The organism is Proteus sp. GOKU (assembly GCF_015475555.1).
GTDB classification, from domain to species: Bacteria; Pseudomonadota; Gammaproteobacteria; order Enterobacterales; family Enterobacteriaceae; genus Proteus; species Proteus mirabilis_B.
Genome location: NZ_CP034105.1, coordinates 492,517 through 509,675, shown reverse-complemented (window position 1 = coordinate 509,675; position 17,159 = coordinate 492,517). Strand labels below are relative to the sequence as shown.

Below are 17,159 nucleotides of genomic sequence, written 5' to 3'. Positions count from 1 at the left end.
ACATGCTAATATAAAAAGTCTTAATTATTTACAATAAATTATTTTATTCATCTATTAAACTGTTAATGTATTCTTAGAACGTCTCCATATTGTTATATGTCAGTTGGGATGACGAGTCTCACCATAAGGATTTTTTACTCTCTTTTGCGAATAGTAGGAGTCTATTATGTTAAAAGTTATTCAATCCCCCGCTAAGTATATTCAAGGGCCAGACGCGCTATATCATATTGGTAAATACGCGAAGCCGTTTGGTGATAGAGCACTGATTATTGCCGACAAATTTGTGATGGAACTCGTCGGTAGTACCGTTAAAGATAGTATGTCTCAATATGAAGTTAATGGGCACTTCGAACTTTTTAATGGTGAATGCACACACAACGAAATCAATCGACTATCTGAACTTGCAAAAGCACAAGCCTCTCTTGTGATCATCGGCGTTGGTGGTGGTAAAACACTTGATACTGCCAAAGCTGTTGCTTATAAATGCCAACTTCCTGTCGTTATTTCCCCAACCATTGCTTCCACTGATGCACCAACAAGCGCACTTTCTGTGATTTATACTGAATTAGGCGCATTTGATAGTTATCTTTTCTACCCAACAAATCCTGACGTTGTCGTGATGGATACCAACATCATCGCTTCTGCACCAGCTCGTTTATTAGTGGCAGGCATGGGAGATGCTTTAGCAACCTACTTTGAAGCAAGAGCGTGTAGTCATGCGCAAAAACAGACCATGGCAGGAGGTAAATCGACACTTGCTGCCCTAGCTTTGGCTGAACTTGGCTATAACACCCTTTTAGAAGATGGCTATAAAGCAAAACTCGCAGTAAGCCGAGGTGTTTGTACAACTGCGGTAGAAAATATTATTGAAGCAAATACCTTCTTAAGTGGTATTGGTTTTGAAAGTGCAGGTCTTGCGGCAGCTCATGCCATTCATAATGGATTTACAGCATTAGAAGAGTGTCACAACATGTATCATGGTGAAAAAGTTGCCTTTGGTACATTAGTCCAATTAGTGTTAGAAAACAGTCCATTAGAAGAGTTAGAAGAGTTTCTAGATTTCTGTATTTTAGTCGGACTGCCTGTCACTTTAGAAGAGTTGGGTATCAATGCAACAGGCGATGAATTAAATGAAAAAATTATGGCTGTTGCTGAGTTAAGTTGTGCTGAAGGTGAGACAATTTATAACATGCCATTTGATATCGATTCCGATAAGGTTTATGCCGCGATTTTAACTGCCGACCAATTAGGACGGGAATGGCTTTATTAAAGCCTGAGTAAACAGGGAGTGCCTATCTCCCTGTTTGCATTTACAAGAAAGGGTGTTTTATGGTCAGTATCGTATTAGTTTCAAAGAGCCTTACGCTCGCCAATGGTATCAAAGAGCTCGTTAATCAGACTGTAGATCGCCAAGTAAAAATTGCCATTGCGACCAACTATCAAACACCTTCTGATCTTGCTAATGAAGTGTCACCAGAAACCATACTTTCAGCAATTAAAAAGTGTTATAGCAAGCAAGGTGTACTCGTTTTACTCGATACTTATCATTCAGCACAAAATGCAGCACTCGCCATCGCTAATCTTGAGCATAACATTGCCACAAATGTCGCGTTAAGTTCGGCTCCGATTGTTGAAGGCACCTTGGCTGCCGCCAATAGCATTGCACTAGGCGCTTCACTTGAAGAAGCAGAAAAAGCAGCACATAAAACCATTACAATTAAAAAACTGCAATTAGGCGAAAATCTTCCTAATTTTAATATTCACCCTAAAAATACAAATTACGAACCCGTCCGAATTATCACCGCACCTGTTTGGCTATACCCTTATCATCGTTTCGTGATCCCTCGTAAAAAAATATCCTCTCATTTATTGCTTGAAGAGCAAAAACGCCTCATTAAAGCGATTGAGCGATCCAAAAAGGACATAGACTGGTTAACTGAAGAAGCCTATCGCAAGATTGGAGAGCAATATGCCCATATTTTTTCGAGTCATCGCTTCTTATTAGAAAATACCGAATTACAACTGACCGTATGTAGCATGATAAGTAAACATCACTGCAATGCAGAATTTGCCTTACAGCAGACATTTATTGATTTAATAGATACTTACGCGCAAATGGATGATGATAATATGCGTGCTCGTGAAAGTGATTTAGATGATATTTTATCTCGATTACTACGCTATTTAACCTCTGCCCCTCCTCCAATTACACATCCTCCTTATGCAAATGCAGTTCTAGTAACAAAACAGCTTCACCCTTCAACATTAATGGCTCTGGATACCAACAAGATCAAAGGGATTTTATTAAGTCATGGGAACCCACTATCTAATACCACTGTATTAGCTAATGCATTAGATATTCCAATTATTAACGAGGCGGGAAGACAAGCTCTTTCTCTGACTGACGGGCAAAATATCACACTTAAAAAAGTCCAAAATATTTGGCTTTATCAAAACACCTATATCTCTCATTAAAAATGAGAGTATTTAAATAACCTGTGATCCACAGTGTCAGGTTATTTAATTTCTTTATTATTTTATATTTCATCTCTTTTTTACTAAAAATAAAAAAAGGGAATAAAAGATCCTCTTTTATTCCCTAGCTGCTTGTTATCTTAGTAATCAATTACTTTTTTATTATCTAATAGGCAATACTTATAATGCTCTTGCCAGTAAACTAATGGGGTGTTCACATTTTTTCGTCGTTGACATCTCAATTTGCCATTTACAGGTTTCACAGTCTGTAATCACCAAATCACAGCCACTCTCTTCAATTTGACGGAATAAGCCTGCGCCAATGCCTTGAGCAACATCGTAGTTTTCAGATTTAAAACCGTAAGTTCCGGCAATACCACAGCATTGAGAATCTAAAACAATGACCTCAACACCAGGGATACGTTTAATTAAATCAATGGAATAGGCTGTCCATCCCATTTTTTCCATATGACAAGGTGTGTGATACGCCACTTTTAACGGAGTATGTTTCAGTGGTAACTCACGACCTTCTTCTAATAAACGATAAATATAGCGTGTCGCTAATTCAATATTTTCACGTACTTTTGATGTATCAACATCGAGGATATGTTCATACTCATCACGAATAGTGAAAGTACAAGTAGATGATGTTGCAACGACAGGAATATTGTTTTCAACAATTTTTTCTGTCAGCGATTCTAAGTTTACTGCGGCTTGTTTTTTGGCTTGTTTAACAAAACCATTCGCAATTAATGCAACACCACAGCATTTTTCGCGTTTTAATAACTGAACACCAATCTCCATTTTGTTGAATACTTTAACTAAATCTTTCCCTAATTGAGGGTGGTTATAGTTAGCGTAACAACCGTGGAAGAAGGCAACTTGATCTTTAAAACGCGCTTGCTCTTCAACTTGTTTTTTCATCCATGTTCTAAATGTACCAAAAGAGTATTTTGGTAATTCGCGACGATGGTCGATTTTAAGTGCTTTATCCAAGATCTTACGTACAGGTTTTAATCCTGTAATAGTATTTACTATCGGCGCCATCGGCGTTGATAATGTTCCCATTAAATCCGTATGACTTAAAATAGCATCACGAAGTTTTGGTGTTTTCGTATTGTAGTTCAGTTTCGCACGCGAAATGATGTCACCGATCTTCACATCTGACGGACAAGCAACTTCACAACGCTTACAGTTAGTGCAATATTTCAATGCTTCATCATAAAGCATCGGATCTTTTAGACGTAAACGCTCACCATCAGGGCCCGCTTGTTTAGGGCCAGGGTAAAGTGGATTTACTTTTGCAACTGGGCAGTAAGTAGTACAAACAGTACACTTAATGCACGCTTCAAAACTGTTATCATGTAAACTCATTGTGCTGCCTCCACAACCGCAGATGTGGTCTGTTCTGATTTATTGTGCTGTAAAATTTGTTGCGCTGCATAAAGTGCACTGATCATTGAAACACCTGCACCACAACCTTCATTAAGCGGATCAAATCCACCTAATACAGCACCTACAGCGTAAACATTCTCTAAGACTTCACCGTATTTCATCGGTCTTAATTGACTATCTGTATCAACACCAAATCGCATATAAGGCTGTTTTGCAAAGACATTCACTTGTGTCCACTCATTACGAGGTAATGTCTCTAGCAAATCAAGCTCCATTAAAGGTTCATAGACACGATCAAACTCTGCAATTAAACCATTATTGAAGAAACTCCCTGTTGCCAATACAACATGTTCACTACGAATAGGAATATCAGTATGGTTTCGAGTATGAATACCTGTAACTTTATTACCAATTAAATCAACTTGTTCTGCACGATCGCCCGGCATAATTAAACCGCCAGCTTTTTGGAAACGCAGTTTTAATGCTTGATGTAAGCGAATACCTAATAGTGATGGTGGCAATGTCGGTAATAAACAGATAGGTTTACCTACAAGTTGTTGAAGTAGCGTCACAGGCTCTTCTGCATCCAGCCCGATACATGCAGGTAAAATAATCGCTTCAACACTATCATCAATATGTTTTTTCAGCTCTTCTGCTAACGCTTTGGTGTTTTCAGGCTTATCTAAATAGCGCGCAATATTGACTGCTCTAAATTCACTTGGATTATCACGCAATCTATCTAATAACGGTAAGTGAATATGATAAGGAATAGACTCAACACCTTGCTCATTCAGCGTATTGCTTGCAAATTGTGGCTGAAAATCTAAGAAGCCTTCAATTCCAACAACCGCCAGCTTTTTCCACGGCAGTGCTTGATTAACGCCATGAGTTGGCACACGTTTTGGACTCATCCAGCTCATACGTGAACGCCCAACAGGTGTAATACGATAATGGTTTTCATCACCATTACCTTGATATTCAAGGCCCTTTGTACTTGCCAGTAATGCTTGAGCCTGTTCAATTAAAGTCGAAACTTGCGTTTCACCCATACGGCTATAAGGATGTTTAGGGGCAAGTTCAGCCAATGTTGCTAAGGCTTTCTTAGGCTGAGTCACTAATGAACCATCAGGAAGATGAGTTAATAGATCCAGAGAACCTGATGAGAAATGTAGTGCGCTTTGACCATTACTGATAATTGCGCAAGACTTACCGGCTTCAGCAAGACGAATACCTGCGGTTAAACCGGCAAGTCCGCTACCTATAATGATGACGTCAAATTTCATTATCTGCCTCCGCTGAAGCTGTTTTTTCAATCATATCAGCATCTAAACCACATAAACCTTGGTAAACCCAACTGGTGAATTCACTTTCACGTAATGCATTACCCCAAGCGATTGGTCGAATACCTTTCCAACGCTCATTTAAGAAATGGGCAAGCTGTTGTTCTGACTCGTGAGGAGTAGTGACTTGTAAACGGTTCAATAAACCCGCTGCACGACAAGCACAAAGTTCACCTTGGCATGTTCCCATACCCACGCGAGTACGGCGACGTAAATCAAGTAAGTTATTGACTGTTAAAGAGTTAACAGCATAGCGAACTTCCCCCGCAGTAACAGCTTCACATTCACAAACTAAACTCTTATCGCTACGCTCATTGCTCAATAATTTATTGGCTAAATCACCATGACGATAAACCGCAGAACCACGAATTGGCGCAGGTAATGAAACAACGCTACGTAATGCTTGTTCTGCTGACTGACGAGAGCCCGGTAAGGCTTCTTCTGCTGTTGTACATTTTGCAGAGACATTTAATTTTTCGCAGATTTTATCTGTTGCCCATTCAGCCATTAAACGGTAAGTCATTAATTTACCGCCAGTAATGGTAATAAAGCCTTCTAATCCATCACGTTGCGCATGGTCGAGTAAAACAATACCACGGCTAACATTACGACCAGATGGATCGTCATCACTTGCAACTAAAGGACGCACACCAGCATAAGCACGTAAAATTCGAGTTTGAGCCAGTTTTGGCGCTAACATTGAACCTTCGCGGATAAGAATATCGACTTCTTCAGGAGTCACATACATATTGTCGATTTCATCGTAAGGTACACGTGTTGATGTTGTACCAATCAATGAAATTGTATCGCCAGGCACTAAAATATCGGCATCCGCAGGTTTACGGCAACGGTTGATCACCATATTGTTAATACGATGACCCAAAATCAACAATGCGCCTTTGGCTGGGAACATTCGCACTTTTAACTCGCCATACTCAGCGATTTTTTGTCCCCAAATTCCCCCTGCATTCGCCACTATTTGTGCACGAATTTCATACAGTTTTTTCGCTTGATGATCGTAAACTTTCACGCCTTTAACACGGTCACCTTCACGAATAAGTCCAACGACTTCATGATAAGTCAGTACTTGAGCGCCATGTTCGCGGGCATCTAACATATTTGCGGCAGTTAAACGGAAAGGATCGACAGTACCATCTGGCACTTTAACTGCACCGATCAAATTAGGGTTAACAGAAGGCTCTAAGCGAATAGCTTCTTCGGGTGAAATCGCTTGAGCATCAATACCTGCCGCTTGGCAAGATTGAATAAAGGTCTGTTGAAACTCTAAAGAATCTTCAGGTAGGGTAATAAAAAGGCCATCCGTTTTTTCAACACAATGACGAGCGACCCTTTTTAAAATCATGTTCTCTTCAATACACTCACGCGCTGACTCAGGATCTGTTACTGCATAACGCGCACCACTGTGTAACAATCCATGATTTCGACCGGTTGCACCGGTTGCAATATCATGTCTTTCTAGCAGGACGCAACGTAACCCACGGCGTGCACAGTCTCTTGCCATGCCAGCACCGGTTGCTCCCCCGCCAATAATAATGACATCAGTTTCTGTCACTGGTGAACCGCTCATCATAGAGATGCCCTCTCACATTACATTCAGCAAACGCTTATTTATTCTTTAGCGTTAATTATAGTGTATAAGATACACAAAAAATGTGGTTAATGTTTGATAATGAGCAAAAACGAAAGAGAAACGCTCACGAGTGAAAAATTAAAACCACATCTGTGATACTAATCACAAATTATTTAACAAAAAGTATTTGATAAAGTTAACATATCACTCAAAATTGCACATCTTGAAAAATTATTCGACAACTGAGTAATACCTCACAGTAAATTTGATTGTATAAGTTTACTATTAAGTTCGTTAAAGAAAATTTTTTGATAACTTCACTGTTCGTTTTGTCATTATTTAATATCAACATATTAAAATAAAAGCCATCGGAGGCTAATATGTTAAGTCTGTTTAGACCTGCGCCACATAAAGCGCGTTTGCCAAAAGAGCAGATAGATCCTGTCTATCGTCGTCTGCGTTGGCAGATCTTTATGGGGATTTTCTTCGGTTATGCTGCTTATTATTTAGTAAGAAAAAACTTTGCGTTAGCAATGCCTTACCTTGTAGAAGAAGGGTTTTCTAAAGGTGACCTAGGTTTTGCTTTATCAGGGATCTCGATTGCTTACGGTTTCTCTAAGTTTATCATGGGCTCGTTCTCTGACCGCGCTAACCCTCGTTACTTCTTACCAGCAGGTCTTATTTTAGCGTCTTTAGTGATGCTATTTATGGGCTTTGTACCATGGGCAACTTCGAGCATTATGGTAATGTTCGTTCTGTTGTTCCTTTGTGGTTGGTTCCAAGGTATGGGTTGGCCTCCTTGTGGACGTACCATGGTGCACTGGTGGTCACAGAAAGAACGTGGCGGTATCGTTTCTATCTGGAACTGTGCGCATAACGTCGGTGGTGGTTTACCTCCATTACTATTCTTATTAGGTATGGCGTGGTTTAACGACTGGAAAGCAGCGTTATATATGCCAGCATTTGCAGCAATTTTAGTTGCAATGATTGCATTCGCATTAATGCGCGATACCCCTCAATCTTGTGGTCTTCCACCGATTGAAGAGTACAAAAACGACTACCCACCTGATTATAAAGAAACAGACGAGCAAGAACTGACTGCAAAAGAAATCTTTATGAAGTATGTGTTCCCTAACAAACTTCTGTGGATGATTGCAATCGCGAACGTGTTCGTTTACTTACTGCGCTACGGCGTACTGGACTGGTCACCAACTTATCTACGTGAAGTAAAAGACTTCGCAATGGATAAATCATCATGGGCTTACTTCTTATACGAATACGCAGGTATTCCGGGCACACTGCTGTGTGGTTGGATGTCGGATAAAGTGTTCAGAGGTAACCGTGGTGCAACAGGTGTGTTCTTCATGACCTTAGTAACTATCGCAACTATCGTATTCTGGATGAACCCAGCGGGTAACCCGAATGTTGATATGGCGTGTATGTTAATCATCGGTTTCTTAATCTACGGTCCTGTTATGTTGATTGGTCTGCATGCTCTTGAGCTTGCACCGAAAAAAGCAGCAGGTACAGCAGCAGGCTTTACCGGTTTATTCGGTTACTTAGGTGGTTCTGTTGCGGCGAGTGCTATCGTAGGTTACACAGTTGACTTCTTCGGCTGGGATGGCGGCTTTATGGTCATGATCGGCGGTAGTGCACTGTCTGTTGTGTTATTACTTATCGTGATGGTTACTGAAACCAAACACAAACGTGAAATGCTTCAGAAGTACGAATAATCGCTAACTGATTATTTATGAAATTAATTAAATCTCATCTCTAAAAACCAAGCCACATCAACTGTTTTGATGTGGCTTTTTTATTGCCAACTGTACATAACTTTGTTGTACGTAGAATTAAAATGGAGCAGCTTTATGAGTACATCTTTTAGAATAAAACCGTTAGTTGCAGGCGTTCTTTTAACTCTATCTTTAAGTGCAATCGCACAAGCGGCAAGTGATAAGGTCGTTATCGCTCACCGTGGTGCAAGTGGTTATTTGCCTGAACATACGCTTCCTGCCAAAGCATTAGCTTATGCCCAAGGTGCAGATTATCTAGAACAAGACTTGGTGATGACCAAAGACAACGAATTAGTTGTTTTACATGACCATTATCTTGATCGTGTAACAGATGTGGCTGATCGTTATCCTGATAGAGCAAGAAAAGATGGCCGTTACTACGCTATCGACTTCACCCTTGAAGAAATTAAAGGACTGAAATTTACTGAAGGTTTTGACATTGTTGATGGTAAAAAAGTCCAAAGTTATCCAAACCGCTTCCCTATGGGTAAATCGGATTTCCGTGTACATACTTTCCAAGAAGAAATTGAATTTATCCAAGGTCTAAACAAATCAACAGGCCAAGATATTGGTATTTATCCTGAAATCAAAGCACCTTGGTTCCATGAACAAGAAGGCAAAGACATTACCACCAAAGTACTGGAAGTGCTTAAACAGTACGGTTATACAAAAAAAACTGACAATGTTTATCTACAATCATTCGATGCTAACGACCTAAAACGCATCAAAACAGAATTGATGCCCAAAATGGGCATGGATCTAAAACTCGTTCAGTTAATTGCTTATACCGACTGGAATGAGACCTATGAGAAACAGCCTGATGGTACATGGACAAACTACAGCTATGAGTGGATGTTTAAGCCAGGTGCAATGAAAGAAATTGCAACTTATGCTGATGCTATCGGTCCTGATTACCATATGTTAGTTGAAAAAGATTCAACGCCAGAAAAAATCACCTTAACCGGTATGTCAGCTGATGCTCATGCTAATAAACTGACCATTCATCCGTTTACTGTTCGTATTGATAAACTTCCTAAATACGCAAAAGATGGTGATCAGCTTTACGATATCATTTATAACCAAGCAGGTGCTGAAGGTGTCTTTACAGACTTCCCTGATTTAGGGGTTAAGTTCTTACAAAAACAAGCTAAATAATTCATTGTGTAGCTAGGTAACAAATGAATGAAACACTAGTCACATACATGAGTGTGTGACTAGTGCGAGTAAACGCCGTCAACAACACAGCAACTTGAAGTATGACAAGTATCTTGCTCTTTCTTGTAAAAGAATAGGATCTTTGCGCCCTTTCTGATTGTATATTTCTTCATCTTTCTCTAACTTACCCTAATAATTCAATTAAAAACCATAATTACTTTTTAATTTAGCTATCATTATTTATTAAATATTTAGAGGAAGGGATCATTATGACAATAATGGCTATTATTTTACTTATTCTTATCGTTCTTTTTATTGGTTGGGGAATTTCAATTTACAACCGTCTTATTGCGACACGTAATCAAGTAAGTAATCAGTTTGCGAATATTGACGTTATTTTAAAACAGAGAGCTGACCAAATTCCTCAATTAATGGCGGTAGCTGAAAAAGCAATGGAGCACGAAAAAAGTGTATTTATTGCATTAAGTGACGCAAGACAACGCTATTTTAAAGCACAAAATATTAATGAAAAAATTAGCGCTACAAATGAGATGAATACGGCACTACGAGGCATGATTGCCCTTGCTGAAAATTATCCGACGTTAATTTCAGGTGAACAACTCGCATTACTTCAAACAGCTGTTAGTGACGTAGAAAATAAAATTGCTCAACGTCGTGAAGGTTTTAATGATGCAACAACTCACTACAACACTGCGATAGAGATGTTTCCTGATAGCTTAATTGCCGGTCTTTTCCGCTTTGAACGTATGCAATTACTCGAAATACCAAAAGAAGAAATGAAATTTGAAGGCATCAAATTTAAATAATAATAATTTAAATAACAAGAAGTTAAATAACCGCATTAAGGATAAATTGCAGTGTTAATTTATTTTTTTATCGGCTGTGCTGTGGGCGCATTAATCTATTTTTTACGCAGTAAACGCGCTCAAGAAAAGAAGAACAATTTGGGTATTGTTCCCTTTTTAGGGATTGCTTTTGCTGCTGGAAATTATCTGTTTTTTTCGCGAGGAAATGACCTTTATCCTAGCGGTGAAGACTCTGTTGTTAATCTTATCTCCTGCATTGCATTCGCTGTCATTTTGATATTTTCCTATGGTATTTCAAATCATATTGGAAATATTGGTGAAAAGGCGATAAAAAATTATCATCAATTACAAATGGAAGGTGAGTCTAAGTTTTCGGCACTTGTTAACACCGTATTTATTAGCCTTTTGCTACTCTTTTTAAGCTTTGGCTTTTTTATTGACCATAGATTGTTCTTTTTAAGTTTCGTTTTAATGTTCGTTTATCAAATTGCCAAAAAAACACCTGAAAAGCGTTTTTTACGTTTTCAAAAAATTCTAGCGACATCTAAAATTCGTTCTTTAGCCATTGGGCTTGTTGAAATTGAAGGCAAGATAACTGCGGGTAAAAAACTAACAAGTCGCCTAGGCAAAAAAGAGTGCTATGGCTACTGCTATTATGAATATGACATATCCACAAATAAAGAAGGTAAGAAAAGCTATCGCCAAACACTCTGTGACAAAAAGATCAACAATTTCACGATGACAGATGATACCGGTTCGGTTCAAATTCTTGCAGCTGACAAACCTTTAATTCATCTTGGTATCGATCCTCACCAAGATCTGGAATATAACAATAAACGTTTTAAGGAGTACATCTTAGAAGCTGATACCACTTATTTATTAATTGGGAATGCAGAACCTATCAATGATGAAGTTGTTATCACACACAGTGCTCCTCACTATCTATTAGGTTTATCACCACAAGATTATGTTGTTAGCTGGAACAAAGCACGCCCCTTTCGTCGTAACTCGGCCATCATCGTTATTATTGCTCTTTTTGTTATCTTATCCATTCTCGTGATACCAATGGATTACCAAAACGGCATACTAACACTTTATTTTAATAGCACCTCTTCATCTTGGTAATTGATTAATATGGAATGGCTTATTTTCATCATTTTTATTCTCGCTTTGGTTTATTTTTTAATACGCCAATTAGTGATGATTTATAACAACATGGTGATGCTAAAGAACAATTGCTATAAAGCCTTTGCAAATATTGATGTTTTATTAAAAAAACAAGCCGACTTGATCCCCATGTTGATAGTGATTACACAAAAAGCGATGGATCATGAGAAAGTCTTGTTTGAAAAATTAGCTGAAAATAGAGAACACTATTTGCGCGCAGATGTATTAGACCAAAAAGTTGATTTAGCTAACCAGTTGTTACCTCAAATAAAAAAATCACTTATCATTGCTGAAAAATACCCAGAACTTATCAGCGGAAAAAACTTACACGTATTACAAGCACAAGCTAAAGAATTAGAAGAGTGTATTGCAGATAGACGAGAGTTTTTTAATCAATCCGTCACACTCTATAATACCGAAATACATATTTTTCCTAATGTATTGTTTAAATTGATTTTTAATTTTAAAGACATCCCTCTTTTCTATCCAAGTAGGGAGGCAACTTTATGATAGAAATTCCTTTTTCATTTTTTGGTATCACCGATTGGATATTAGGTCTCGGTGATCCCATCATGATTATTATGCTTGCCACATTTGGTACGTTATTTTCAATGGCGATTATTTTACCATTAATAAGTATCACTCCTTTAAAAAAATATATGCCACAAATTGCAGGCGGGTTATTTAGCTCGGTATTTGTCAGCTTAATGGTCTTGATTAGTTTTAATTTAATACTCGGTGTTAATTCTGCATTAAAACTACTCTTAATCTGGTGGGTTATTTTATTTTCATGTATTACATATTGGTTTATTAATTATCGCTATATGAAAGACGTAACAGGGAATAAATTTGCGAAGTTTCAAGAAAAAGCGCTTGAAGCAGAAGCAAAGCGAAGACAAAACCGAAAATCAAAAAAATAAAAGAGAGCCTAGGCTCTCTTTTTTAATTCTCATCGATAGATGGACTTATGCCCTGTAAACAGGAAACGCAATTATATCGCTAATATGCTCTAAACCAAGCGCCAACATAATGAGACGATCAACCCCTAAAGCCACACCAGAACACTCTGGCAATCCTGCTTCAAGCGCCGCTAAAAAGCGCTCATCAATAGGTTGCTCTGGTAATCCCATTGCCACTCGCTGACGATTATCACGTTCAAAACGATGGCGTTGTTCTTGTGCATCCGTCAGCTCACGAAATCCATTCGCTAACTCAACACCTTTAAAATAAACTTCAAAACGCTCTGCTACACGATGATCTTCAGAGCTAATTTCAGCTAATGAAGCTTGTGACGCAGGGAAATGATAGATAAAGGTTGGCTTTTCTAAACCGATATGAGGTTCAACCCCAGAAACAAATAGCAACTGAAGTAACGTATCTTTATCTTCTTCAGTATCTGCAATATTTGATAAATCCAGTTTTGCAGCCACTTCACGTAATTTTTCTTTATCAACAGATAAAGGGTCGATATCGAGATAACGCAGGAATGCTTGTTGATAAGAGAGTGACTCTGATGCATCACAATCTAAGACTTCTTGCAGTAGATCATCGACTTCATTCATCAACCGGTACATATCAAAACAAGGGCGATACCACTCTAGCATCGTAAATTCCGGATTATGATATCTACCGGCTTCCTCATTACGGAAGCAACGCCCCATTTGATAAATTGGCCCACTGTTTGCGGCTAATAAACGCTTCATGTGGTATTCAGGGCTTGTCATCAAATAAAGTTTTAGCCCTTGAGAAGCGCCAGGCCCCACAAATTGGGTTTCAAATGGGTAAAGATGAACATCGGTAACGGTAGCCTGACTCATCATAGGTGTTTCAACTTCTAACACACCACGATCAGCGAAAAAACGCCTAATATTACTGACTATTTTCGCCTTTTTTAGCAAGTTGGCGATTGAGGCGCTTGGCTGCCAATCCGCGATTTCACTCATGAACGAAAAACTCCAACAGAAAACAAAGCATGCAGTTTACTCGCATCCTCTTCAACAGACAAATTTCTGCTAATAAAGAGGGATTTCATTTTATATTTTTTCACTCATCTTTTCTTTTTTTAAGTAAAAACACATAAGACAAATAAATGTAATTCTACAAAACATCTACTTTTTGGCACTTTTTATCGTTTAAATAAACACCAATTTAGCGTAAGAAACTCAGTGATTTTTCGCTATTTTTATAATAAGAGTTAATTAGAATAATTCTTTTTCTCAATTACAAATAACAATAAACTAACACTATGCTTATATTTAAATAGCTAAATTCATCTAAACTTCAAAGTTAACTTTCTATTTAAATCTACGTATTTTGATTAGTATTAAAAACCTTTAGAAATATTATTAATATTTTATTAACAATTAACAAGACAAACCGATTTGTTTTAGATAAATAGTAAAAAATTTATTTTAAAATTTGGAATGTGTTTTTATTAATTTAAATTAGACTTAAGAAAGATAAAAACATTTACCCTTTAAAATCAATATTTAATAAAAAATCATTGTCATTTTCAATTAAAGTTATCTATACTTTCAAAACAGGTTATTCATTACTATTTATAATTTTCAATTTAGAAAAATATATTCTATTTGATCTTCAAGTTTCTCTGGCAGCTTATTATCAAAACCCAGAATTCTTGGTGTGGATCACACTTTTTTTGCGAAATACGGGAAAACCATCATTCATATCAAATTTCGGTGCCCTACATTTCGTTATACTAAAATTACAGTCAATGATAATAAAGATGTTATCAAGCGCAGTCACAAGGCAGTGAAACAATTTCGTTACGGATAGCTTAAAAAAATAGCATTACAAATTAATAATGTCAGTGAATTGAATTCTAGACAATTATTCCAATTTTCACTTGAACAATGGAGAAGCGCAGTGCAAACCTTTAATGCCGATATAGCGATAATCGGAGCCGGGGGCGCAGGCTTACGAGCAGCAATAGCTGCAGCGGAAGCGAATCCTCAACTGAAAATTGCTCTGATCTCAAAAGTTTACCCAATGCGTAGCCACACCGTGGCAGCAGAAGGCGGATCAGCAGCAGTGACTCAGGCTCACGACTCCTATGATTTCCACTTCAATGATACCGTTTCAGGCGGTGACTGGTTGTGTGAACAGGATGTCGTAGATTACTTCGTTGAGCATTGTCCAACAGAGATGACTCAACTAGAACTCTGGGGCTGTCCTTGGAGCCGTAAAGAAGACGGGTCAGTCAACGTCCGACGTTTTGGTGGGATGAAGATCGAACGGACCTGGTTCGCAGCCGATAAAACCGGCTTCCACATGCTACATACCCTGTTCCAAACATCCTTAAAATATCCACAAATTCAACGTTTCGACGAACACTTTGTTCTCGATATTCTTGTTGATGAAGGTCATGCTCGTGGTCTTGTTGCGATTAATATGATGGAAGGTACGAAAGTTCAAATTCGTGCTAATGCTGTCATTATGGCAACAGGTGGTGCAGGACGCGTTTATCGTTTCAATACCAATGGCGGTATTGTTACGGGTGATGGTATGGGTATCGCTTTACGTCATGGCGTTCCACTGCGTGATATGGAATTTGTTCAATATCACCCAACTGGCCTACCAGGTTCAGGTATCCTGATGACCGAAGGTTGTCGTGGTGAAGGTGGTATTCTGGTTAATAAAGATGGCTATCGTTATCTGCAAGATTACGGCCTAGGACCAGAAACCCCATTAGGTAAACCAGAAAATAAATACATGGAATTAGGTCCTCGCGATAAAGTTTCTCAAGCTTTCTGGCATGAGTGGCGTGCAGGCCGTACCATCAAAACTCACCGTGGTGACGTTGTTCATCTTGACTTACGTCATCTGGGTGCGAAAAAACTTCATGAACGTCTGCCATTTATTTGTGAACTGGCAAAAGCGTATGTGGGTGTTGACCCAGTTAATGAACCAATCCCTGTTCGTCCTACTGCTCACTACACGATGGGTGGTATCGAAACTAACCAACAAACTGAGACTCGTATTAAAGGTCTGTTTGCGGTGGGTGAATGTTCATCTGTTGGCTTACACGGCGCTAACCGTTTAGGTTCTAACTCACTGGCAGAGCTAGTTGTATTCGGTCGTCTTGCAGGTGAAGAAGCGGTTCGTTGTGTTCAAGAAGCAGCACCAGCTAACGCATCAGCATTAGATGCTCGTACTCGTGATATCGAAGATGGCCTGAAAAATCTGATGAACCAAAAAGGTTCTGAAAGCTGGTCACAAATTCGCGATGAAATGGGTGAATCAATGGAAGAAGGTTGCGGTATCTATCGTACACCTGAATTAATGCAAAAAACCGTTGATAAACTGGCTGAATTAAAAGAACGTTTCAAACGCGTTGAAATTAAAGACACCAGTAGCGTCTTTAATACAGATTTACTGTACAAAATTGAGCTTGGCTTTGGTTTAGATGTCGCTGAATGTATGGCTCATTCCGCAATCAATCGTAAAGAGTCTCGTGGTGCACACCAACGTCTTGACGAAGGTTGTACTGAGCGTGATGACGTGAACTTCCTGAAACATACTCTGGCGTTCTATAACCCAGAAGGTGCCCCTCGTTTAGAATATAGCGATGTGAAGATCACGAAATCTGCTCCTGCTAAACGTGTCTATGGTGGTGAAGCGACTGCACAAGACAAGCAGAATAAGGAGAAAGCGAATGGCTGATGACATGAAGCACATTAAAATGGAAGTCATGCGCTATAACCCAGAAACGGACGAAGCGCCTCATTTCGTCACTTATGATGTTCCTTATGATGAGCAAACCTCATTACTGGACGCATTGGGTTATATTAAAGACAATTTAGCGCCTGATCTTTCTTACCGTTGGTCTTGCCGTATGGCGATTTGTGGCTCTTGCGGCATGATGGTCAACAAAGTGCCTAAATTAGCTTGTAAAACGTTTATTCGTGAATATCCAGACGGTGTAAGAGTTGAAGCACTGGGTAACTTCCCAGTTGAGCGTGACCTTGTTGTCGATATGACTCACTTTATTGAAAGCTTAGAAGCGATTAAACCTTATATCATCGGTAATGATCGTAAGCCTTCAGAAGGGACGAATAAACAGACTCCTGCTCAAATGGCGAAATACCACCAATTCTCTGGTTGTATCAACTGTGGTCTTTGCTATGCAGCATGTCCGCAATTTGGTCTAAACCCAGAGTTTATTGGCCCAGCAGCGATTACATTAGCTCAACGTTACAACACAGATAGTCGCGACCATGGGGCAAAAGAGCGTATGCCTCAGTTAAATGGTGAGAACGGTGTCTGGTCTTGTACCTTTGTTGGCTACTGTTCTGAAGTCTGTCCAAAACATGTGGACCCTGCTGCCGCTATTCAGCAAGGTAAAGCAGCCAGTGCGCAAGACTTTGTCATTGCGATGCTGAAACCACGTTAAGGA

14 protein-coding genes are annotated in these 17,159 nt (G+C 38.9%); 10 read left to right on the top strand and 4 right to left on the bottom strand.

Annotated elements, in window-relative coordinates; genetic code table 11:
* Positions 1–166: 166 nt before the first annotated feature.
* Together EHE21_RS02430 and EHE21_RS02425 are read left to right on the top strand one after the other, a co-directional pair.
* Entirely contained in the window at positions 167–1,270 is a 1,104-nt protein-coding gene (locus tag EHE21_RS02430; RefSeq protein ID WP_194951745.1) for a glycerol dehydrogenase, read from the top strand.
* A 59-nt stretch (positions 1,271–1,329) separates the two neighbouring features.
* Positions 1,330–2,475: a phosphoenolpyruvate-utilizing N-terminal domain-containing protein gene (locus EHE21_RS02425; protein ID WP_194951744.1), complete on the top strand. Its 1,146-nt coding sequence runs from the start codon at positions 1,330–1,332 to the stop codon at positions 2,473–2,475.
* Positions 2,476–2,655: 180 nt separating this feature from the next.
* Here the strand turns inward: EHE21_RS02425 and glpC are convergent, their stop codons facing one another.
* Genes glpC through glpA form a run of 3 tightly spaced genes read right to left on the bottom strand, consistent with a single transcriptional unit; the run spans position 2,656 to position 6,801 of the window.
* Positions 2,656–3,849, bottom strand: a complete 1,194-nt coding sequence (gene glpC / locus EHE21_RS02420; RefSeq protein ID WP_088493856.1) for an anaerobic glycerol-3-phosphate dehydrogenase subunit GlpC — start codon at positions 3,847–3,849, stop codon at positions 2,656–2,658.
* Positions 3,846–5,153 (bottom strand): glycerol-3-phosphate dehydrogenase subunit GlpB, encoded by a 1,308-nt coding sequence (gene glpB / locus EHE21_RS02415; protein WP_194951743.1) that lies wholly within the window; start codon positions 5,151–5,153, stop codon positions 3,846–3,848. Before glpB ends, glpC begins: the two co-directional genes overlap by 4 nt.
* Complete coding sequence (glpA, locus tag EHE21_RS02410; protein WP_171455253.1) at positions 5,143–6,801, bottom strand: anaerobic glycerol-3-phosphate dehydrogenase subunit A; 1,659 nt, start codon at positions 6,799–6,801, stop codon at positions 5,143–5,145. The genes glpB and glpA overlap by 11 nt, the downstream gene beginning before the upstream one ends.
* 380 nt (positions 6,802–7,181) lie before the next feature.
* Here glpA and glpT point away from each other — a divergent pair, with 380 nt between their 5' ends.
* The 6 genes from glpT (at position 7,182) to EHE21_RS02380 (ending at position 12,663) form a co-directional block, all read left to right on the top strand.
* Complete coding sequence (gene glpT, locus EHE21_RS02405) at positions 7,182–8,534, top strand: glycerol-3-phosphate transporter (protein ID WP_194951742.1); 1,353 nt, start codon at positions 7,182–7,184, stop codon at positions 8,532–8,534.
* Positions 8,535–8,669: 135 nt separating this feature from the next.
* The gene (gene glpQ / locus EHE21_RS02400; RefSeq protein ID WP_088493859.1) at positions 8,670–9,749 is read left to right on the top strand and encodes a glycerophosphodiester phosphodiesterase; all 1,080 of its coding nucleotides are present in this window, start codon (positions 8,670–8,672) and stop codon (positions 9,747–9,749) included.
* A gap of 269 nt (positions 9,750–10,018) precedes the next feature.
* Complete coding sequence (locus EHE21_RS02395) at positions 10,019–10,576, top strand: LemA family protein (protein ID WP_088493860.1); 558 nt, start codon at positions 10,019–10,021, stop codon at positions 10,574–10,576.
* 51 nt (positions 10,577–10,627) lie between these two features.
* On the top strand, positions 10,628–11,701 hold the full coding sequence (locus EHE21_RS02390) for a hypothetical protein (protein ID WP_228766726.1): 1,074 nt from the start codon (positions 10,628–10,630) through the stop codon (positions 11,699–11,701).
* A 9-nt stretch (positions 11,702–11,710) separates the two neighbouring features.
* Complete coding sequence (locus tag EHE21_RS02385; protein WP_088493861.1) at positions 11,711–12,253, top strand: LemA family protein; 543 nt, start codon at positions 11,711–11,713, stop codon at positions 12,251–12,253.
* On the top strand, positions 12,250–12,663 hold the full coding sequence (locus EHE21_RS02380; protein ID WP_194951741.1) for a hypothetical protein: 414 nt from the start codon (positions 12,250–12,252) through the stop codon (positions 12,661–12,663). The genes EHE21_RS02385 and EHE21_RS02380 overlap by 4 nt, the downstream gene beginning before the upstream one ends.
* Positions 12,664–12,708: 45 nt before the next feature.
* Here the strand turns inward: EHE21_RS02380 and epmA are convergent, their stop codons facing one another.
* The gene (epmA, locus tag EHE21_RS02375; protein ID WP_088493863.1) at positions 12,709–13,686 is read right to left on the bottom strand and encodes an elongation factor P--(R)-beta-lysine ligase; all 978 of its coding nucleotides are present in this window, start codon (positions 13,684–13,686) and stop codon (positions 12,709–12,711) included.
* A 943-nt stretch (positions 13,687–14,629) separates the two neighbouring features.
* Between epmA and frdA the strand changes: the two genes are divergently transcribed.
* A complete protein-coding gene (gene frdA / locus EHE21_RS02370; protein ID WP_194951740.1) occupies positions 14,630–16,426 on the top strand; it encodes a fumarate reductase (quinol) flavoprotein subunit in 1,797 nt (598 codons plus the stop codon).
* Positions 16,419–17,156 (top strand): succinate dehydrogenase/fumarate reductase iron-sulfur subunit, encoded by a 738-nt coding sequence (locus EHE21_RS02365; RefSeq protein WP_075672948.1) that lies wholly within the window; start codon positions 16,419–16,421, stop codon positions 17,154–17,156. The genes frdA and EHE21_RS02365 overlap by 8 nt, the downstream gene beginning before the upstream one ends.
* The last annotated feature ends 3 nt before the right edge of the window (positions 17,157–17,159 follow it).